Annotated in this window: 17 protein-coding genes; 5 read left to right on the forward strand and 12 right to left on the reverse strand. The window is 71.6% G+C overall.

The genetic code is table 11. From position 1 onward, the window contains the following. Window positions 1–32: 32 nt before the first annotated feature. Entirely contained in the window at window positions 33–3,614 is a 3,582-nt protein-coding gene (locus QM591_RS04375; RefSeq protein ID WP_415129988.1) for a TM0106 family RecB-like putative nuclease, read from the reverse strand. A 102-nt stretch (window positions 3,615–3,716) separates the two neighbouring features. On the opposite strand from QM591_RS04375, the gene QM591_RS04380 reads away from it, so the two are divergent. Beyond that, complete coding sequence (locus QM591_RS04380) at window positions 3,717–5,774, forward strand: NAD(+) synthase (protein ID WP_415129990.1); 2,058 nt, start codon at window positions 3,717–3,719, stop codon at window positions 5,772–5,774. Between the two features lie 6 nt (window positions 5,775–5,780). On the opposite strand, the gene QM591_RS04385 is transcribed toward QM591_RS04380, so the two are convergent. Next, on the reverse strand, window positions 5,781–6,368 hold the full coding sequence (locus tag QM591_RS04385; RefSeq protein ID WP_415129992.1) for a hypothetical protein: 588 nt from the start codon (window positions 6,366–6,368) through the stop codon (window positions 5,781–5,783). A gap of 134 nt (window positions 6,369–6,502) precedes the next feature. Here QM591_RS04385 and QM591_RS04390 point away from each other — a divergent pair, with 134 nt between their 5' ends. Next, window positions 6,503–7,540 (forward strand): hypothetical protein, encoded by a 1,038-nt coding sequence (locus tag QM591_RS04390; RefSeq protein WP_415129994.1) that lies wholly within the window; start codon window positions 6,503–6,505, stop codon window positions 7,538–7,540. 91 nt (window positions 7,541–7,631) lie between these two features. On the opposite strand, the gene QM591_RS04395 is transcribed toward QM591_RS04390, so the two are convergent. Next, a complete protein-coding gene (locus QM591_RS04395) occupies window positions 7,632–8,102 on the reverse strand; it encodes a hypothetical protein (protein WP_415129996.1) in 471 nt (156 codons plus the stop codon). A gap of 89 nt (window positions 8,103–8,191) precedes the next feature. Continuing rightward, window positions 8,192–9,340 carry a phosphotransferase gene (locus QM591_RS04400; protein ID WP_415129998.1) on the reverse strand — a complete coding sequence of 383 codons (1,149 nt, stop codon included), beginning with the start codon at window positions 9,338–9,340 and terminating at the stop codon, window positions 8,192–8,194. A 105-nt stretch (window positions 9,341–9,445) separates the two neighbouring features. Between QM591_RS04400 and QM591_RS04405 the strand changes: the two genes are divergently transcribed. Beyond that, window positions 9,446–10,951, forward strand: coding sequence for an ATP-binding protein (locus QM591_RS04405; protein WP_415130000.1), 1,506 nt, complete (start codon window positions 9,446–9,448; stop codon window positions 10,949–10,951). A 1-nt stretch (window position 10,952) separates the two neighbouring features. Then, complete coding sequence (locus QM591_RS04410) at window positions 10,953–11,612, forward strand: response regulator transcription factor (RefSeq protein WP_415130002.1); 660 nt, start codon at window positions 10,953–10,955, stop codon at window positions 11,610–11,612. 25 nt (window positions 11,613–11,637) lie between these two features. Here the strand turns inward: QM591_RS04410 and QM591_RS04415 are convergent, their stop codons facing one another. The 4 genes from QM591_RS04415 to QM591_RS04430 form a co-directional block, all read right to left on the reverse strand. Continuing rightward, window positions 11,638–14,613, reverse strand: coding sequence for an AAA family ATPase (locus tag QM591_RS04415; protein WP_415130004.1), 2,976 nt, complete (start codon window positions 14,611–14,613; stop codon window positions 11,638–11,640). Next, complete coding sequence (locus tag QM591_RS04420; RefSeq protein ID WP_415130006.1) at window positions 14,610–15,773, reverse strand: exonuclease SbcCD subunit D; 1,164 nt, start codon at window positions 15,771–15,773, stop codon at window positions 14,610–14,612. Before QM591_RS04420 ends, QM591_RS04415 begins: the two co-directional genes overlap by 4 nt. 68 nt (window positions 15,774–15,841) lie before the next feature. Beyond that, window positions 15,842–17,317 (reverse strand): MFS transporter, encoded by a 1,476-nt coding sequence (locus QM591_RS04425; RefSeq protein ID WP_415130008.1) that lies wholly within the window; start codon window positions 17,315–17,317, stop codon window positions 15,842–15,844. Between the two features lie 10 nt (window positions 17,318–17,327). Then, window positions 17,328–17,648 (reverse strand): DUF2277 domain-containing protein, encoded by a 321-nt coding sequence (locus QM591_RS04430; protein ID WP_415130010.1) that lies wholly within the window; start codon window positions 17,646–17,648, stop codon window positions 17,328–17,330. Window positions 17,649–17,705: 57 nt separating this feature from the next. On the opposite strand from QM591_RS04430, the gene QM591_RS04435 reads away from it, so the two are divergent. Further along, window positions 17,706–18,527: an alpha/beta fold hydrolase gene (locus tag QM591_RS04435; RefSeq protein WP_415130012.1), complete on the forward strand. Its 822-nt coding sequence runs from the start codon at window positions 17,706–17,708 to the stop codon at window positions 18,525–18,527. Between the two features lie 21 nt (window positions 18,528–18,548). On the opposite strand, the gene QM591_RS04440 is transcribed toward QM591_RS04435, so the two are convergent. The 4 genes from QM591_RS04440 to QM591_RS04455 form a co-directional block, all read right to left on the reverse strand. Further along, window positions 18,549–18,803 (reverse strand): hypothetical protein, encoded by a 255-nt coding sequence (locus QM591_RS04440; protein WP_415130014.1) that lies wholly within the window; start codon window positions 18,801–18,803, stop codon window positions 18,549–18,551. Further along, on the reverse strand, window positions 18,800–19,093 hold the full coding sequence (locus QM591_RS04445; RefSeq protein ID WP_415130016.1) for a hypothetical protein: 294 nt from the start codon (window positions 19,091–19,093) through the stop codon (window positions 18,800–18,802). The genes QM591_RS04440 and QM591_RS04445 overlap by 4 nt, the downstream gene beginning before the upstream one ends. 125 nt (window positions 19,094–19,218) lie before the next feature. Beyond that, window positions 19,219–19,509 carry a GNAT family N-acetyltransferase gene (locus QM591_RS04450; protein ID WP_415130018.1) on the reverse strand — a complete coding sequence of 97 codons (291 nt, stop codon included), beginning with the start codon at window positions 19,507–19,509 and terminating at the stop codon, window positions 19,219–19,221. Then, complete coding sequence (locus tag QM591_RS04455; RefSeq protein ID WP_415130020.1) at window positions 19,506–20,081, reverse strand: AAA family ATPase; 576 nt, start codon at window positions 20,079–20,081, stop codon at window positions 19,506–19,508. Before QM591_RS04455 ends, QM591_RS04450 begins: the two co-directional genes overlap by 4 nt. Window positions 20,082–20,629 lie beyond the last annotated feature (548 nt).

Genomic DNA, 20,629 nt, shown 5'->3' on the forward strand with positions numbered 1-20,629 from the left:
GTCCTGCGAGTCTACGGGGGTGCCGGCGGACCTCAGGCCGCACCGACGAGACGGGCGAACGCGCTCAATCGCGCCACGCCCTCCGGCGTCCGAGGGAGGTCGTCGAGCAAACCGGTGCCGTAGACGACATACGCGGTGTGCATCGCGCGGGAGATCGCCACGTTGATCCGGTTCTGCAGCAACAGGAACTCGAGCCCTCGCGGCGCGTCGCGTCCCGACGAGGCGGCGAGGGACACGATCGCCACGGCGGCCTCCTGCCCCTGGAACCGGTCGACCGTGCCGACCGGCACGCGGTCGAATCCGGCGGCGGCCAGCGCTTCCTCGACGAGCACCTGCTGCGCGTTGTACGGGGTGACCACGATCAGGTCTTCCTGCGCGAGCGGGCGCGGGGCTGCGTCGACACCCGATGTCCATGATCTGCCGACGAGGTCGGTGACGAGGGCGACGACGGCCGCAGCTTCCTCCCCCGACTGCGTCGCGTTGCCGCGGTGGGTGAGCGCGACGGCGACGACGCCTGCCGGTACGCCCTCCACACGTCGTGCGATGGTGTCGGGGAAGGCCTCGAGGCGTCCTTCGTACGAGAGGTGCGAGACGGGGGCGGCCACCTCGGGGCGCATCCTTCGCGTCTGGGCGAGGAAGAAGCCACGGTCGGAGGGGATCACGGCGGCGCCCTCCATGATCCAGCCGAGCGCCGACGTGTCGACCGGCTCGGGATGCGTCCCCTGACTCACCTGCGGGAGCTGCTGCGGATCGCCCAGCAGAAGAAGTCGCTGCGCGGCCGCCGAGACGGCGATCGTGGAGGCGAGGGAGAACTGGCCGGCCTCGTCGATGACGAGGAGATCGAGGGAGCGGCGTGCGACGCGCCCGGGGTGACTGAGGTCCCACGCCGTGCCGCCGATCACGAACCCGCCTTGCTGCTCGGCGATGAAGGCGGCCATCCCGTTCTTGGGGATGACGGTGAAGGAAACCTCGTCGTCCGACGCCGAGGACTTGCGCGCCTTCGCGACGCGCTCCCGGGGCACTCCCGCCTCGATGACTCTGTCGAGCATGTGCTCCACCACCGCGTGGGACTGCGCCACCACCCCCACGCGGAACCCATGGTCACGGACGAGAGCGGCGACGACGTGCGATCCGACGTAGGTCTTGCCCGTTCCCGGCGGCCCCTGCACCGCGAGGTAGCTGCGGTCGAGGTCGAGGATGCTCGCCGTGATGTCGGCGACATCTCCCCCGCCGCGGGTGAGCGCTCCCCCGTGCGTGCGCGGCGCGCGGCGGACGAGCAGGTCGGTCGCGGGGTCGGCCGGCATCGCACCGGCGGCGGAGAGAACGGAATCGGCGGAGAGAACGGAATCCGCGGAGAGAACGGAATCCGCGAAGAGAACGGAATCAGCCCATTCGTCGATCGCCGTCTGCTGGCTGCCGGCCTGGGGCGGAGCGGCGGGGGTGAGGGCGATGGGGAGTTCCTGCCAGGTGAAGCCCTGGATCGAGGTCTCCTCGATGACCGCGCCGTCGTCGAGGACGTCGACGACGCGCACGGTGCGCGCCGCGTGGATCCAGCGGGCATTCGTGTCGATGGGGAACGGCGCAGGCACCTCGTAGGCCGCGAACGGCGTGCCTCCGACCGTCAGACGCGTGCCGGGAGCGAGCTCCCCTCGGATCTCCACGATGCGTCGTTGGACTCGCCCTCCTTCCGGCAGGTGCCAGTCGGTGAGCACACGGCATCGCTCCCGATCGATCACGACGACGTCGCGCGTCTCCTCCCACAGCGAGACGGGTTCGCGCAGGCGGAGGAAATGCGTGGCCCAGAAGGTCTTCGCTTCGCGCGGGTAGTAGTCGATCGCCGCCGAGCCCAAGCGGAGCGCCTCGGCCACCGCCGCCTCTCCCGCGTCGGCGGCCGCCTCGGCCCGCCGAGAGAGGGCGTCGGCGCGCGGCGAGGGCTCGTAGACGAACTCGCGCGCCTCGGCGTCGATCGAGGGCCGCAGACCCGCCTCCCGCGCACGGTCGACGAGCCAGTCACGCAGCCGCAGGGTGGAGACGCAGTCGTACCGGTTGTAGTCGGCCAGGTCGTCGAGGATCTCCCGCGCGGCGGCGTCGTCACCGGCATCGGCGAGCGTCCGGGCCTCGACGTACCGGACGATCGAGTCGTCGCCGCGCTGCACGTCGCTCGTGCGGACCTCCGCCCCCATGTACAGGGGCTCGAGCTTCTTGATCGAGTAGGAGCGGGATCCCACGCGCAGGGCCCGCCGCACGATGGGATAGAGGTCGACGAACACGCCCTCGCGCAGCAACGTGTCGACGGCGGCCTCCCCCACGCCGTGTCGCGCGGCCATGGCCAGGAGGTGCGTGGGCTCGTAGGGCGCGTAGTGGTAGATGTGCATCCCCGGATGCGCACGGCGCCGTAGCGCCACGAAATCGAGGAACTGCTCGAGGGCGCGACGCTCCTCGGCGAAGCTGTGGGCCCACAGCGCGGAGTACTGCAACGTCGTGTCGACCCAGCCGAAGAGATAGTCGATGCCCCACTGCGCCCCCGCGTCGCCGCCCTCGGTGTAGAGCGGATCGCCCTCGAAGTCGAAGAACAGGTCGCCGTGGTCGGGCCGCGGGAGCGCGCCCAGCGCACGCGGGAAGACGACCTCGTAGGTGGGCACGGCAGGCGGCTCCGCGACGGCGGCGGGCTCGGCCGGGTCGCTCCCCGGGTGAAGCGGCACGACACCCCCGGCGGGACTCGCCAGTTGCAGTCGCGCCTGCGTGCGCAAGTGGGAGAAGGTGTCCCACGCCATGCGGGGCGGAGCCTCACGGGCGGCGGCCAACGCGTCGACCGTGTCGATCCCCTGCGCGCGCAAGCGATCGCGCTGGACCGGGCGGATCCCCGCCACGAGGAGGAGATCACGGTGTGCGATCACCTCCTGGTCGCACGTCGCGCACCGACCGCACGCGACCACGCGCAGCTCTCCGCGATCGTCTCCCCACGCGAGCGGGGTTCCGGCGGCACCGAGCCCGAGCTGCCGATCGGCGATGAGCGCCCGCAGCCTCTCGCGACGCAAGGAGAACACCGGCATCAGGTCGCGCACCTCGTGCTCGGAGACCGAGCCGTCACCGAGCAGCAGTTCCACGCGGTCGGAACGGGGCACGCCCAGCCGGTCGAGCTGGTCGACGTACGCCGCCAGCTGCATGAGCGCCGTGACCCGCGCGTGACGGGCGAGCTTCGTGTCTTGGACCTGCCACCGACCGTCGCCGTCGCGCACCAGGAAGTCGGCGAAGCCGACGAACTCGTCGGTCGAGAAGGCGGCCTGATAGACGACGTCGACCGAGGGGTCCGCGAGCGCGGCCGTGGTCGCCTCGACAGCCTCCGACAGCGCGGCGGCGTCGGACGAGCGCGTCTCGGCGATCTCCACCACGGCACCGGGGTGGGAGTCGCGATACCGCTCGAGCACCCGACGCTCGTGCACCGTTCCGAGGCGCCCCGCCCGCTCGCGCGTCGCGTCGACGGGATCGTCGACCGCCGGCACCCGCCCGAGCTTCGCGTCGATCGCGCGCAGCCACGCGAACTCGCATTCGGCGGCAGCCGTCAGGTCGCTCGCGCTCCAGACGATCCGGCCCTCGTCTTCGATGTATCGCATGTCACCCTTCCGCCCACGACCCTAGCTGCGCGCACCGACATCGCCGGTTCGCCTCCGCTCGACCCCGGTGACCTCCGCCGCCGCGGGTGACAGACTGGAGCGGTGACCGAGACCCTCCCCTTCGACAGCGTCTACCGTCACGGGTACGCGCGCATCGCCGCCTGCACGATCCCGGTGTCGATCGCCGATCCCGCCGCCAACGCCGAGGCGGTCCTCGCCTCGGCCCGCGAATGCCACGCCGACGGGACGGCCATCGCGCTCTTTCCCGAGCTGTGTCTGACCGGCTACGCGATCGAAGACCTGTTCCTGCAGGATGCGGTCCTGGATGCCGTGGTCGAGGCGATCGAGACGATCGTCGCCGCCTCCGCCGACCTTCGCCCCGTGCTCGTGGTCGGCGCCCCTCTGCGCCACGGCAACCGGCTCGCCAACTGCGCCGTCGTGATCCACCGCGGGGCGGTGCTGGGCGTCGTGCCCAAGTCGTACCTGCCCACCTACCGCGAGTTCTACGAGCATCGGTGGTTCGCGCCGGCCGACGACGGATACGGCGAGCCTCTCGACCTCGCCGGCACGGAGGTCATGTTCGGGTCCAACCTCCTCTTCCAGGTGAAGGACGTGCCGGGCCTCATCTTCCACGTGGAGGTCTGCGAGGACCTGTGGGTGCCGATCCCGCCGTCGTCGAGGGCTGCATTGGCGGGGGCCACGGTGCTCCTGAACCTGTCGGGCAGCCCCATCACGATTGCGCGCGCGGAGGACCGCCGCACGCTCGTCCAGTCCCAGTCGTTGCGGTGCCTCGCCGCCTACGCCTACGCCGCCGCCGGTCAAGGCGAATCGACCAACGACGTCTCGTGGGACGGCCAGACGATGATCTATGAGGGAGGCACCCTCCTCGCCGAGACCGAACGGTTCCCCGACGGCCCTCGGCGAAGCGTCGCCGACGTCGACCTCGATCGGCTCCGGCAGGACCGCATGCGGCAGGGCACCTTCGACGAGAACGCGCGATCGGCCGGCGCCGACATGGTGCCGATCGAGCTGTGGCTGGAGCCTCCCGCGGAGGACATTGGGTTCCGCCGACCGCTCGACCGTTTCCCCTTCGTCCCGGACGATCCCGCCCGGCTCGACCTGGACTGCTACGAGGCGTTCAACATCCAGGTGTCGGGGCTCGAGCAGCGCATGCGCGCGATCGGGTCGCCCAAGCCCGTGATCGGCGTCTCGGGCGGACTCGACTCGACCCATGCCCTCCTCGTCGTCGCCCGCGCGATGGACCGGATGGGCCGGCCGCGCAGCGACATCCTCGCGTACACGATGCCCGGGTTCGCCACGGGCGACCACACCAAGTCGAACGCCATCGCCCTTGCGGAGGCGCTCGGCGCCTCGGTGCAGACCATCGACATCCGCCCCATGGCGACGGAGATCCTCACCGGTATCGGGCACCCGTTCGCGGGCGGCGAGCCGGTGTACGACGTGACCTTCGAGAACGTGCAGGCGGGGGCCCGCACGGACTTCCTCTTCCGGCTCGCCAATCAGAACGGCGGCTTCGTCGTGGGCACCTCCGACCTGTCGGAGCTCGCTCTCGGCTGGGCGACCTACGGCGTGGGCGATCACATGAGCCACTACGCCGTCAACGCGGGCGTGCCCAAGACGCTGATCCAGCACCTGATCCGCTGGGTCATCGCGCACCGCGAGGGTGTCTCGGAGGAGGCCGTGAGCGTACTGGAGTCGGTGCTGGCCACCGAGATCAGCCCCGAGCTCGTGCCCGCCGGTGAAGACGGGAAGGTCCAGTCGACCGAGGACACCATCGGCCCCTACGCCCTCCACGACTTCGCCCTGTTCCACGTGCTGCGCTATGGACTCCGCCCGTCGAAGATCGCCTTCCTGGCGCGGCACGCATGGGCCGATCCCGAGGCGGGCGCCTGGCCTCCCGGATTCCCGGAGGACGAGCGCTACGCCTACGACCTCCCGACCGTCGTGCGCTGGCTCCGCGTCTTCCTCACGAGGTACTTCGGTTTCGCCCAGTTCAAGCGTTCCGCGATCCCCAACGGACCCAAGGTGTCACCGGCGGGCTCGCTGTCGCCTCGCGGCGACTGGCGCGCGCCGTCCGACGGCAACGCGCACGCGTGGATCGCCGAGCTGCGTGCAGCCCTTCCCGATCTCGTCGACTGACCGGGCTCACTCCGCGGGGAGGAGGCCATACGCGAGGGTGATGACCCAGCCGTCCCGCGACGCGTCGACGAGCGAGTACTTCATGTTGCGGTCGGGGATCCACCCCTTGTGGCGCCCGGCGTCCAGCCGCACCTGTTCGGGCGCGACGCGGACGCCGCGGCCATCGGCCTCCAGGACTGCCTGGGTGCGCACCCAGTGCTGCAGGAGGTCGGGGAGGTTGCCGCTGTCGAGCACTCGAGAATGCCGGCGCATCAGTGCGATGTCCGCGGGCTCCGGAGTCATGTCGCGGATGTCGATCCCGACCGGAAGCGCGGGGTCGCAGATCGCCACGACCGTGGCGGCCCGGTAGCTCGCCGTCACGATCGCGATGGGGAGGTCCTGACCGTCGCGAGAGGCGATGAGACGGGTATGGTAGCCGAAACCGCGCGGCGCCTCCCGCTCGATGCGGATGTCGCTCACGTCGCAGCCGAGCCGCGACGCGATGAGCTCCTTCGCGATGATCCGTCGACGGTCGTGCACCGTCGTGGCCGGATCCCACCCCAATCGAGCCGTGATGCCTGCGGGAGTATCCAGGGGGACCGTCTTGAGCGTCATGTCTCTCCTTCGCCGTCGCCGACATTCCATCATCGCCCACCGGCGGGCCGCGCGGACCCCCTCCCGGGCGTGACTAATCACCCGATACCCTTGAGAACCGTTGCCATGACGGAACCTGAACAGCAAGGAGTGCCATGTCCACCCCTCACGAGCCCGACGACGCCGCGCGTCGCGATGTGAACGAGCCGTCCGCCGAGGCGCCGGTCGCCGACAGCAGCGCGTCGGAGAGCTCCGCCGCGCCCGCCGGCGACGCGCCGACCGAGGCCTACCCGGCGTCGGCTCCGACCGCTGACGCTCCGACGCAGGCCTACCCGCCGGCACCTCCGACCGCCCCCGCCGGATACGGGCAGACCCCCACGGGATATGGCCAGGCTCCCGCCGGATACGGGCAGGCTCCGGCTGGATACGGGCAGGCCCCGGCTGGATACGGGCAGGCTCCGGCTGGATACGGCCAGGCTCCCGCCGGTTACGCGCAGCCGGGATACGCCCCGGCGCCGACCGGCCCCGACACGCGCCCCAAGACGCTGGCCTGGTTCTCGATCGGCACCGTCGCGCTCGGCATCGTCCTCGTTCTCGTCGGGTTCGTCCCCGTGCCGTGGGTGGGCCTCATCGCGACGATCGTCGGCGGCCTCGCCCTCGTCGTCGCCTTCATCCTGTCGATCGTGGTCCTGGCCAGCCGCAAGCAGGGCGGAAAGCCGCTCGGCATCGTGTCGCTCGTGGTCTCGCTCATCGGCGGTGCGATCTGGTTCGTCGCCCTCGTTGCGGCGATCGCCTTCAGCGTCATCGGAAGCTCGACGCCCTCCGACGCCTCATCGTCGCCGAGCGTGTCGTCCGCACCCAGCCAGCCCGCCGACGACGACGCCGACCCCGATGACGACGCGCCGGCCGCAGGGGCCTACGACGAGACGGCCTTCCTCGACGAGGTGCGTCCCGCGATCATGTCGATCTTCCAGGAGATCGACCCGTCGATCACCGACGAGGTCGTCGAGCAGTTCTTCCCGGACTCGACCCTCATCACCACCGGCAAGGCCGTGCTCATGGCGGGTGAGGCCGGCCGCCAGCCGATGATCGATGCCATGGTGAGCCAGTCGCAGGGCACCTTCACCGAGGAGTCGGCGGAGGAGTTCGTCGACGCGATCTACACCGCCGCCGAGAAGCACCTCCAGGAGTGACCGGCGCCTGACGCGCCGCACGACGAACGCCCCCGGGAGATCCCGGGGGCGTTCGTCGTGGGGGCGTGTGCCGTGCGTGTGTCGTGGGGCGTCAGTTCGAGGGAGCCGAGGCCACCGACACGGGGCTCGCCGGCGAGACGGGCGAGGCGGGCGTCGCCGGGGATGCGGGGGTGACCGGCGACGCCGGGGTCACCGGCGACGGCGGCGTGACCGGCGACGGAGAGGTCGCCGGCGACGGCGCGGTCTGCGGCGTCGGGGCGGTCTGCGGCGTCACGACGCTGCGCGGGGTGGGGGCGGTCTGCACCGTGGGGGCGGTCTGCGGCGTCACGGCGCTGCGCGGTGTGGGGGCCGAGACGACGGTGACCGAGGTGTCGGTCACGCTGAGTGTCACCGAGGGGCTCTCCAGCAGCGAACCGTTCTTGCCGGTCAGCGCGCCGCCGGGAACCACGGCTCCGTCGGTCGTGCGCAGGTCCATCTGCGCGGCCATGGCGCTGGCGCCTCCCGCGACGAGGCCGAGTCCGACGGCTCCGGTCACACCGTATGCGATCCACTTCTTCTTCATGGTCCTACCTCCTGGTCGTTGTCGAGATCTTCTGCGGTGCTCCCGGCTCGCCGGTCGCTTCCGCATGTCCTCTACTCTGACGACAGCCGCTAAGCCTCCTCGAAGCCGGTGATGAGAGGGCTCTTACGTTCCTGGACGGCGCGCGCGGCGTAGTCGAGGAGGGCGTCTGCGCGTCGCTCGTCTCCGCCGGACGCCGCCCCCACGGCGTGGCCCAGCAGCTGCACGGCGGTCAGAGCACGCGCCCCCGACGAACCGCCCCACGCCCGGTCGGCGGCGTCGGCGAGCGCCCACACCCGCGCGCTCGAGGTTCCTCCCGTGGCTTCGGTCAGTAGGGCACTCGCCACGGCGTGGGCGAGGAACGCCGCCGCATCGTCGTCGGCGCTTCCCTGGCCCGCGGTGTCGACGTCGATCAGTCCCGACACCTCGCCGTCCCGCACGAAGAGCTGCCCGAGATGTAGGTCGCCATGGATCGTCACGCGGTCGGTCGACTCCGGGATCGCCGAGACGGCGGCGGCGATGTCGTCGATCTGGTCGCGGCGGCCGGGACGGAGCGCATGCAGCCCCGCCGTGTACCACGGCAGGCGCTCACGCAACGACGTGCGTGCGGGTCCCTCCAGGGGAGCCGCGGCCAGGCGTGCCCGCAGCGCTCCGACGGCGTCGATGAGCCCGCCCGGCTCCCACGTGGTCTCGGTGGCTGGCTCCCCCTCGGCGTCGTCGAGGACCAGGAGACCGCCGGGCGACCAGCCCCGGACCGCCGGCACGGGAAGCCCGTGCGCGTGCAGAACGCGATGCGCCTCCACGATGCGCTCGATCCGGCGCGGGCGGACGACCTTGACCCACACGACGCCCTCGTCGGTCACCACCCGCAGGACCGCGCGCCGCCCCGGCCGATACCCGACGAGGCCCGGCATCTGCGCACCCGGGATCCCCAGGCGCGAGAGCAGGATGGAGGCGGCGTCACCGAAAGCGGCCGGGGCCAAGGCCGGAAGGTGCGGGTCGGCGGGATGGATCCACACCCGGCCCACGCCTTCCTGGACGAGGCCCGTCTCGGCGGCCACGCGCAGACCCGACGAGTCGACATAGGCGACCGTCCCGTCGGCGAGGACGAAGCCTGCGACCGTGCCGTCGCCGAGCGGTTCGCGCGACAGTGGCGTCAGCGCATCCCGTGGCACGTCCAACGCGTCGGCGACCAGTTCCGCTTCGTCGTCTCGCCCGGCCGCGTCGCGCGGGCGGGTCACCGATGGCGCATCCACCCCTCGATTCCAGCATGCGTGGGGGAAGAACGGGATGAGACATCTCTTAGGAGCGCGCGCGGGCCCGGCCCGGATCGGAATACTGAGAAGGTGACCACGACTGCCCCGCCCGCGACCGCGCGCCCCCGTCGCGCCGCACTGTCGGTGAGGACCCGCATCGTCGCGGTCATCACCGCGGTCGCCTTCCTGGGCATGGCGGTCGTCGGGCTGACGGTGTACCTCGTCGAGCGGACGGTGTCGCTGGAGGCGATCGAAGGGCGCCTGCAGGACAACCTCGAGTCGGCGCGCATCATCGTGGCCGGCGGGCCCGACGGCCCGGAGGGCACGACGACGTGGACCACGGCGGAAGAGGCGCTGCGCGCCGTCGTTCAGCGCATGAGCCCCGATGACAACACCGGCGCGATCGGCATCATCGACGGCAAGGCCCGCTTCCGCTCGGGTGTGGGGCTGGACATCGACCTCACCGAGAAGCCCGGCTTCGTGCCGTACGTGGTGTCTCAGGTGACCGGCAACGACCCCCGGATCGGCACGTACGCCGAGGAGGGCGTGGTGTGGCGATATCTCGCCGCTCCCATCGCGATCTCCGGCGGCGACCCCAACCAGAAGGTCATCTTCGCGATGGCCTACGACGTCCGGGCCGAGCTCGACGAGATCAACGGGACGGCGCAGGCCTACGTCGTCGCATCGGTGGTGGCCCTCGTCGTGATCGCCCTCGTCGCCTCCCTCGTCTCGGGCCGCCTGCTGCGCCCCCTCCGCCAGATGCGGGAGACGGCCGAGCGCGTGACGGGCCAGGCGCTCACCGAACGCCTCCCCGTGCAGGGCACCGATGACGTCTCCGAGCTCGCCGCCACCATGAACGACATGCTCGACCGCCTCGACAACGCGCTCGACTCGCAGCGTCAGCTGCTCAGCGACGTCGGGCACGAACTGAAGACGCCGATCACGATCGTGCGCGGCAACCTCGAGGTCATGGACGCTGACGATCCCGACGACGTGCGCGACACCCGCGACCTCGCGATCGACGAACTGGAGCGGATGGCGATGCTCGTGCAGGACCTGGCGGCCGCCGCCGCCCTCCACGGCCCCCGGCCGATCGCCGCGAGCCGCGTCGACGTCGCCGAGCTGCTGCAGCAGATCGTCCGCAAGGCGGAGGGGATCGAGGGGGCGACCGTCTCGGCCGGCGAGTCCGCCGACGTGGTCGCGATCCTCGACCCCGCCCGTATCACCCAGGCCATGCTGCAACTGGCCCAGAACGGCGTCAGCCACGGCGGAGGACGCATCGAGATCGGCAGCCGCGTGCGCAGCGAGACCCTGGAGCTGTGGGTGCGCGACAACGGCCCCGGCGTGCCCGACGCCGAGAAGGCGACGGTGTTCGACCGGTTCCACCGCGGCGGCGACGATCGCGGCGGCAGCGGACTGGGACTGAACATCGTGCAGGTGATCGCCCGGGCCCACGGGGGGTCGGTGCGGGTCGAAGACGCCGACGCCGGCGGAGCGGTGTTCGTGATCGCGGTGCCGCTGGATGCGGCGACGATGGGCGACGTGCCGCCGCGCCCCCCACTTCCCGACCCGATGGCCACGACGGAAGGCAACTGAGATGGCATCGATCCTGATCGCCGAGGACGAGTCCCGCATCTCCGGGTTCATCGACAAGGGCCTGCGGTCGGCCGGTTTCGCCACGACCGTCGCCGCCACGGGTCCCGATGCCCTCCACCTCGCGCAGTCGGACGAGTTCGACCTCATGGTGCTCGACGTCAACCTTCCGGGTATGGACGGCTTCCAGGTGCTGGAGCAGCTGCGCGGGGGCGGCTCCCGCATGCCCGTCATCATCCTCACGGCTCGCGTAGAGCTCCACGACACCGTCGCGGGGCTCGAGGGCGGTGCCGACGACTACCTCGGCAAGCCGTTCCGCTTCGACGAGCTGCTCGCCCGCATCCGGCTGCGCATGCGCAAGGACGACGACACCGGGAACGTCGCCGCGCTCTCGCATCGCGACCTGACGCTCGATGTGCGCACGCGCGAGGCGCGCCTGGACGGACGCCGCGTCGAGCTGTCGTCGCGGGAGTTCGCCCTGGCGGAGGAGTTCGTCCGCAACGCCGGGCAGGTGCTCAGCCGCGAGCAGCTGCTCAGTCGCGTATGGGGGTACGACTTCGACCCGGGGTCCAACGTGGCCGATGTGTACGTCGGCTACCTGCGGCAGAAGCTCGGCGCCGAGCGCATCGAGACCGTGCGCGGCGCCGGGTACCGCTGGGTCTGACCGGCAAGACCGCTGCGGCCCCCGATCAGAGCCCGTCCTGGCGGATGACGCTCGGGCCCTCACTCGTCGACTCGACCACCAGCCGCGCGGCGAGCTGTTCCTTCATCGCCTCGACGTGGCTGATGACGCCGACGGTGCGCCCACCCGCCCGCAGGGCGTCGAGGGTGCGCATGGCGAGGTCGAGGGTCTCGGGATCCAGCGACCCGAAGCCCTCGTCGACGAAGAGGGTGTCGAGGCGGATCCCGCCCGCACGACTCGTGACGACCTCGGCGAGCCCCAGGGCGAGAGCCAGGGAGGCGAGGAAGGTCTCGCCGCCCGAGAGCGACTGCGGAGACCGGAGCTTTCCGGTGTGCGCATCGAGCACGTCGATCCCGAGTCCAGACGCCCGGCCGTGCGAGGCCTTCGCATCCGAGTGGTGGAGGGTGTACCTCCCGGCCGACATGTCGTCGAGGTGGAGGTTGGCGGCGGCGACGATCTCCTCGAGCTCCGCGGCCAGCACGAAGGTCTCCAGGTCCATCTTCTTCGTGTTCGGCGCCCGCCCCGCCACCGTGTCGGCCAGCCGGGTGACGACGGCGGCCTGATCCTCGAGCTCGCGAAGTCCTTCGCGGGCCGCGTCGATCCCCGAGAGCAGCTCGCCGAGTCGTTCGGCGTCGGAACGGGCATCGCGCTCGGCCGCGATCGCCGCGGCGCGGGCGTGGCCTGTGGCATCGCGGGCGGCGCGGGCGGGCTCGACCTCTGCAGCGTCGACGTCGACGGTCCGCAGCTCCAGATCGAGGAGCCGCGCGCGGACCCCCGCCTCCGCGTCGGTGTGGGAGCGGATCTCCTCGTCGAGCCGGGCCCGGTCGGCGTCGTCGCGGAGCGCCGCGGCGGCCTCCGCGGCGTCGGCGAACTCGGAGGCGTCCAGACGCTCGGCGAGGTCCGCGGTGGCCGAAGCGAGGCTCCGCTCGGCCTCCGCGCGCCGCTCGGCGGCCCGGACGCACGCGCGCGCACGATCGCGGCGATTCGCGGCCTCGGCGAGGCGTTCCGCGACGGAGGCACTGTCGCCGCGGGCTTCCGCGATCCGCGACTGGAGCCCGTCGAGCGTCGCCCGCAGGCCCGTGAGGCGTTCGCGGTGCTCGGCCAGCGCCGTCGCGACGCGGTCTCGCTCGATCGCGGCGGCAGCGGCGAGCTCGTCGAGCTCCGCGCGGCGCGCATCGAGGCGCTCGACCTCGGCCGCGGCCTCCCGACGGGCGCGGACCTGCTCGCCGGCGACGGCCTCCTCCTCCGTCAGCGCGGCGACGTCTCGGCCCCCCGAGCGTGCAGCCGCCGCGGCGTGCCGCTCCCGGACGTCTCGCGCGATGCTCGCCGCCGCGTGTTCGGCCTCGCGTGCGGCGTCGCGACGCTCCTCGGCGCGGGCCACCGCGTCGTCGTCGATCGCGGGATGCTGCGGGGCGGAGGCCGGCGACGGGTGCGACGTCGACCCGCAGACCGCGCACGGCTCGCCGTCGACGAGGGCTGCGGCCAGCTCGCCGGCACGATCGGCCACCCGACGCTGCAGAAGGGCGGTGACCTCGGCCGCCGCCTGCGAGGCGGCTTCGGACGCGGCCAGGTAGGCGCGTTCCGCGTTCTCCAGCTCGCCGGCGAGGCTCGCCGCCTCGCGCGCGGCCGCGAGGCGTTCCCGGAGCTCGACCTGCCGGGCCTCGGCCGCGGGGAGCTGCGCCGCATCGGTCCGTGCGGCATCTCGCGCGCGCTCCAGTCGCTCACGCTCGGCGGGAATCTGCGCCTGCTGCGTGTCGAAGGTCGCGAGCCGCTCGGTCTCTGCCTCGATGTCGAGCGCGAGGGACTCGATCGTCGCCGAGGCCACCGCCGCCTGCTCCTCGTCGGCGAGCGCCTCGGTCCAGCGGGCGATGTCGCCCGTGAGCGTCTCGAGGGCGACCGCGGGATCGGCATCGCCGGCGTCTTGGTTCCACGCCTCATACGCGGAGCGCTCTTCCTCGGCCGCGACCCGGAAAGCCTCCTCTGCGCGGGCGACGGCGTCGAGCGGGGCCCGCAGAGCCTCCGCCTCTCGCGCCCGGCGGAGACGCGTACGGGCGGCATCGATCGCGGGGCGCGCGGCGTCGAGCTGCGCCCATTCGCGACGGGCGACATCGAGCGCCGCCAGCCGTTCGGCATGCGCGAGCGCGACCGACAGCACACGCTCGGCGGTCGTCGCGGCGGCCTCGGCCTCGTCGCGCGCGCGCTCAGCGGTCTCGACCCGGTAGCGCGCGCGTTCTCCGGCGGCGGCCACGGCGTCGCGACGCCGCGCGAGATCGGTCGCCGGGATGTCTTCCGACGCGTTCCCACCGAGATCACGCTGGCCCACGAGCCGCTCGGCCAGCCCGAGAAGCGTCCGCACGCGCTCGCCCGCGGTCTCGAGCTCCCGCTGCAGGGCCTTGCGCCGCGTCTCCAGTTCTTCCTCGTAGCGCTCGAACCGCCTCGTGCCGAAGAGCGTCCGCAGGAGAGACTGGCGCTCAGCGGCCGTGGCCAGCAGGAACCGCGAGAACTTGTTCTGCGCGAGCAGGATCACCTGCTGGAACTGCTGGGCGTTCAGTCCGAGGATCTCGTCCAGAAACTGGGCCACCTCACGAGGCTTGGCGGCAAGGCCCAGCCAGCCGTCTCCCGTCCACTCCTCCAGGACCGCACGCTGGGGCTCCACCGTCATGCCGCCGCCACGCTTGGCGGGGCGCTCGTACTCGGGAGCTCGCGTCACCCGCAGCCGCCGCTCGCCCTGCGTGAACTCGAGCACGACCTCGGTGGGGTCACCCAGGAAGCTGTGGTCGCTGCGCAGCCGCCGCTCGCCGCCCTCGTACCGCGGCACGGAGCCGTACAGCGCGAAGCTCACCCCGTCGAGGATGCTCGACTTGCCGGCACCCGTGCGCCCCGAGATGAGGAAGACGCCGTGCCCGTCGAAGGCGTCGAAGTCCACCGTCTGCGTCTCACGGAACGGTCCGAAACCGGTGAGATCGAGACGGTGCAGCTTCACGCCGCCGCCTCGACGCGCACGCGCGCGGCCAAGACATCGTCGATCAGCTCCTGTTCGGCCTCCGACGCACCGACCCCCTCGCGGACGTGCACGAGAAAGGCCTCGACGAGCTCGCGATCGCTGCGTGCCGCCCGGACGCGCTGCGCGTAGGTCATGCCGTCGGCGGGCGCGGTCTGCGCCGGTCGGTGCACGACCTTGGCGCAGTGCGGGAATCGTTCCTGCAGCCGGCGCAGCGGATCGCGCTGCGGGAGGTCGTCGGTGTACTCCGCGCACACCCAGGCCTCGCGCTCACCCTCGAACCGCTCGTCGCCCAGCAGCTCGTCGAGGGGACCGGTGAGGGTGACGACCCGTCGCGGCACCGGCAAGGCGAGCCAAGTGATGTCGGCGCACCCGTCGGCATCGAGCTCGACGAGCCACGAGCCGCGCGGCTTGTCGCCTTCGCCGAAGCTGTAGTGCAGGGGCGCGCCCGCGTACCGGATGTGATCGGCGAGCCGCTGCCGGCCATGGATGTGACCGAGCGCGGCGTAGTCGACGCCGTCGAACGCCGCGAGAGGGACGACATCGAGCCCGCCCTGCTGGATGTCGCGCTCGAGCTGCGGAGTCGGCTCGACGCCCGCCGCGAAGCAATGGGCGATCGCGACGGCCCGTGTGCCACTCTCGGTGGCTCGGCGACGCGCGAGATCGTCGCGGACGAGATCCATCGCGCGAGTGAGCGCCCCCTCCTGCGTGCGCACCTCGGGCCAGAGGTGGCGGAGGAGCGCGGGTTCGAGGTACGGGATGCCGTAGAAGTGCACGGGTCCGTGCTCGTCGGCGATCGTGATGGGCGTTCCGACGGCCGCCGGATCGGTCACCACGCTGATCCCTTCACGGAGGAGCCCCGACTGGAAGCCGAGGCGCGCAGCGGAGTCGTGGTTGCCGCTCGTGACGATCACGCGCGCCCCGGCGTCGGCGAGACCGCGCAGCGTGTCGGTGAGGAGGCTGTAGCAGTCACCCGCCGGAGCGGAGGAATCGAACACGTCACCGGCCACGACGACGACGTCGACCGCGTGCTCCCGCACCTGAGCGGTCAGCTCGGCGAGCACACCGCGCAGGGCATCGAGCGTGGAGTGACCGTGGAAGGTCCGCCCGATGTGCCAGTCGGAGGTGTGCAGGATCCGCATGCTTCCACGCTACGAGCGAGCACCGACATCGCCGCCGAGGCGTGCGGGCGACGGCGAGGATCGGAGGGTCAGTCCGCTGAGCCTTCCCGACGAGCCCGGCGACGGGAGCCGAGATCGACGACGCCGAGCACGAAGGCCAGCCCCAGGAACAGTGCCACGGCGGCCATCCCGTAGGCGTACGCGTCGTGGTAGACCTCCAGCGCGTGGCGACCGTCGTCTTCGCGGTAGATCGTCGCGTAGAACAGCGACAGCCCGACAGCGGTGCCCACGGCCGTTCCGATCCGCTGGCCGAGCTGCCCCACCGAGCCTGCGAGGCCCCCCGAGCGGGTGGGGATCTCGGCGAGGGTCAGCGTCTGGTTCGGGGCGACGACGAGGCCGGCCCCCACGCCCGTGACGAGCATCACGGCGGCCATCGCGTAGGCCACCACCCCGGGCGGAACCGTGTAGGCCACGACAGCCAGCGCCGTCACACCGAGGAGGACGATCGCCAGGCCCGCCACCACGAGCGGCCGCCCCAGGCGGCCCACGAGGTTGCCGCCGAACCACGCGCTGACCGCGCTCGCGACGGCGAACCCGATCGAGACCATGCCGGCGAAGACGGGCTGGAGCCCGATCCCCTCCTGCAGGAACAGCGTCGTGAGCAGGAACATCGCCGGGATCGCCGTGAAGTAGGCCGTCACGATCAGGGTGCCGTTGCGGAACGAGGCGACATCGAAGAGTCCGAACGGGATCAGCGGACTGCGCCCGGACGCCGCGTACCTCCGCTCCCACGCGATGAAGGCGGCGACGAACACACCGAAGACGGCCAGCGACCACCAGCGGCGGGGATCGTCGTCGGGAGAGCCGGTCGTGAACAGGAAGGGCCACATGAGGGTCAGCACGCTCACCGCGAAGAGCACCAGGCCTACGGGGTCGAGGTGCACGCGCCCCGGGGCCGGTCGGCGGGTGGCGGGGAGGAGCCAGACGACACCGGCGATCACGAGCACGCACAACGGCACGTTGAGCCAGAAGATCCAGCGCCAGCCGTCCTGCGGGCCGCCGAGGGCGATCATGAGACCACCGAGAGTGGGCCCGAACGCGGTCGCGATCCCGATCGTCGCGCCGAAGAGGCCGAACGCCCGCCCGCGCTCCTTGCCGACGAAGAGCTGCTGGATCGTGCCGAGCACCTGCGGCATCTGGATGCCGGCGGCCAGTCCCTGTACGAGCCGGGCCACCAACAGCACCTCGGTCGTAGGAGCGAGGGCGCACACGACGCTCGTCAGGGCGAACAGGCTCAGTCCGACGAGGAAGAGCACGCGCCGCGAGCGCTGATCCCCCAGTCGTCCGAACGGGACGAGGGCCAGACCGAACATCAGGACGTAGCCGGACACGACGAGCTGGAGCTCGGTGGACGCCGCGTCGAAGGCGGCTTCGATCGAGGGCAACGCGACGTTGACCTTGCTGAGGTCGAGGATCGTGAGCGCAGCCACCGACACGCACACCCAGAACGCGCGCCAGCGCTGACCGTGCGAGAGGGGAATGCTGGCGGTCTGTGGCGACGTCATCGCGTCCAGGCTACTGCTCGGCGGCCGCGCGGGCGTCGCGCTTCTGCTGCTGGAAGACCCGGATGGCCTCGTAGCGATCCGCCGAGCGTGCCCGACGTTTGGCCGCCTCGGCCTCCCGTGTCTTCGGGGGCGCGCTCGTGGTCAATCCGTCGACGAGCTGCCGCGTCGCCGCGGCGATCTGGGCGACGGCCTGCTCGAACGCCTCCCTGTTCACTTGCGACGGCGTCGTGGTGCCGGCGATCTTCCGGACGTACTGCAGGGCGGCATCCCGGCACTCCTCGTCGGTCGCGGCGGGGTCGAGGTTGTTGAGCGGCACGATGTTGCGGCACATGCCCCACACGGTACGTCGTCGCGGAGTCGTCCGACAGGGGTCGGTACGCTCGGTATCGTGCCCGAGAACGACCCCCTCGACCAGGCGGCCGATGCCGTCGACAGCGCCCTCGATGAGATCACGGGGGTGCCGACCGACGACGGGGAGATCGAGGAGTTCACCGCCAGCGGCATGACCCTCCTGGCCGAGGCACGCGGAGCGGAATCCGCCGAGACCACGTTCGTCCTCATCCACGGGATCGGGATGGGGCGGAAGGTCTTCGCCGATCTCGTCCGCCGGCTCCAGCCTCACGGCCGCGTCATCGCGATCGACCAGCCCGGCTACGGCGAGGCTCCCGAGCCGCCGCGGACGCCGACCATGGAACGCACCGCCGACCTCGTCGCCGCCTATCTGCACAAGATCTCCCGCGGCCCCGTCGTGCTGATCGGTCACTCGATGGGCACGCAGGTGGCCACCGAGGTCGCCGTCCGCCATCCGCAGACCGTCGAACGGCTGGTGCTCGTGGCCCCGACCGTCGACCGCCATCATCGGCACGCCCTCAGCCAGCTGGCGCGCCTCGGGGTCGACCTCCTCGGCGAGAGCCCCAAGGTCCTCCTCCTCGGTGCGCGGGAGTATCTGCGCGCCGGGCCGCACCTGCGGCGGAAGATGACGGCGATGCTCACGCACCGACCGGAAGACGTGTACCCGCGGGTCGAGGCACCCACGCTCGTGATCCGAGGGGAACGTGATCGCGTGTCGACGGTGCGCTGGTGCGCCGAGGTGACGGCCGCGCTCCCCGACTCCCGTCACTTCACGGTGTTCGGGCACGGCCACGAGACGCTCATCCGCGATGCGCGTCCGGCAGCCCAGCGGATCCTTCGCTTCTGCGACGAAGAGTAGGACGAGCAGCCCGGCGCCGGCTCACCCGGCCAGGTCCCGCGCGAGGGCCGCGATCTCGTCGTCGTCCATCGCGATGCCCGCATCGCTCAGCCTGCTGCGCAGGGCCTGCTCGATCGTCTCGGCGTCCTGGCCGCCGAGGTCTGCACGGGTCTGCACCACGACACCGTCCAGTCGCTCGGTCTCGGTGGTCTCGTTCTGAGCGAGGGCGGGCTCGGTCTGCACCCCGGCGGCGACCTCCTCCCCGTCGACGGGGAAGCCGTGCGCAGAGTCGCTCATCGCTGCGCCTCCTCGTCGCGCTCGGCCTGGGCGTCGGTGACGAGATCGGGATCGAGTCCCTGCTGGATCTCCGCGCTCTCCACGAACGGGTCGGAGATGTCCTCCGTCGCGTCCACGGGATCCGCCGAGCCGGTCCCGCCGCTGTCGTCCCGCTCCTCGTTTTCGCCCCGTCCGGATTCATCGGCGGGAGAGGGAGCGTCGTCGTCGGATGCTGAGGCACCGCCTCCCTCGGGGGCCCAGCCGCCGGAGGGCTCGGCATCGATCATGTCGTCGGGCAGGTCACGGGTCATGGCTTCCTCCTGGATCGCCCCGGAAAGGGGAAGGATTCCACCCTCGCGGGGAAGCGCCGTGCCGACGAGTCCCTTGACCGCAGACGCCGACGCGGCTAGAGGCGTCCGCCTGCGTCGCAGCCCGGTCAGCGGGGCGCGAGGATGTCGGAGCGCTCGGGGTGCGCGGCGAACCAGTCCGCGGCGTACCAGCACACCGGCTGCACCATACGGTCGGCACGCTCCTCGAGCTCGGCGACGGCGCGGTCGACCACCTCGGCGGCGTAGCCGTGCCCCCGGAAGGTCGGCACGGTGTAGACGCGCGTCATCGCGAGGGTCCGGCCGTCGTCGCGATAGTCGATGATGCTCACGAGGTCGTCGCCCCGGTGGAGCGTATAGCGGGAGGCGTCCTTCTCATCGGCGAACGTGAAATCGGTCACCCCTCCACGCTACGCCCGTCCGCCGCTGCGGCGGCCAGCCACGCGTCGACCTCTCGGCGCGTTCGCAGACGCACGACCGGCTCCCCGGCCGCCTGCCTCCTCGCCATGCGCTCTCGATTGGCCGCGAAGCTCGTCCAGGCCCAGCGGACGATGTTGCGCTCGGGGTCCCAGCGGAGCCAGTTCGACACCCGCTCGCGGTTGCCGTGCCACAGCTCCTCTCTCAGGAGGCCGCGGCGAAGCGTCCGGCCCAGCACCCGTCGCATCACGACGGCACGCGACGGATCGAGCCACACGACGACATCCGCGCCGCCCGGTGTCCCGGGGTCGAGGAGGCCCCGCAGCGAGCTGTTCCAGTTGCCCTCCGCCACCCAGCCCTCGGGGTGCGCGGCGACGAAGTCGCGCACGAGTTGGAGAGCCTCGTCGGGGTCGCGCTTACGCCAGTCGGCGTCCCAGAACACGGCGTCGAGCTCCAGGTGCGCCAGCCCCTGCTGCGCGGCGAGCCGACGGGAGAAGGTCGTCTTCCCCGAGCCCGAGGTTCCGACCACACGAAATCGGCGTCCAGAAGTGGTCATGAGTTGAGCAATCTGTCACATTCCGTCATCTGCGATCGACCATTATCCAGCGGTTTGACACACCGCGACACGCTTCGTCATAATCAAGCCCATGACTGACAACGCACGCATTCTGTCCGCCCGGGAGGCGAACGGATCTGCCGGCATCATGATGCCGCGTGTCGTCATGTGTTGTCGAATGTGTTGACGCTGACCAGCCGACCCGCTGACTCAGCCGCCGTCACCGACACGGTGACATCCGCCGGGTGCGCCCGCCGGTTCTGACCCGGGAATCCGGGAACGGCCGCCGCACCCCCGAGACCGATCCGCCGCCCACGACGCGGAGGTGGTGCTCTCGCCACAGGCCTCGCTGCCACTCGCAACACGCTGAACCCGCTCCGGCGCATCGCCCGGGTTCGTTCCGAAGGACTTCCGACCATGTCGAACACCGCTCTCCTGACCGCTCCCCCCGCGTCCCGCCACTTGCGCGCCGTGGAGGATCTCGCCCCCCGCCGCCCGGCCGCCGCTCCCACCCCGGCGCCGCGTCCGGACGCCGCACCCGCGCCGCG

The organism is Microbacterium sp. (assembly GCF_047607225.1).
In the GTDB taxonomy this organism is placed as follows: domain Bacteria; phylum Actinomycetota; class Actinomycetes; order Actinomycetales; family Microbacteriaceae; genus Microbacterium.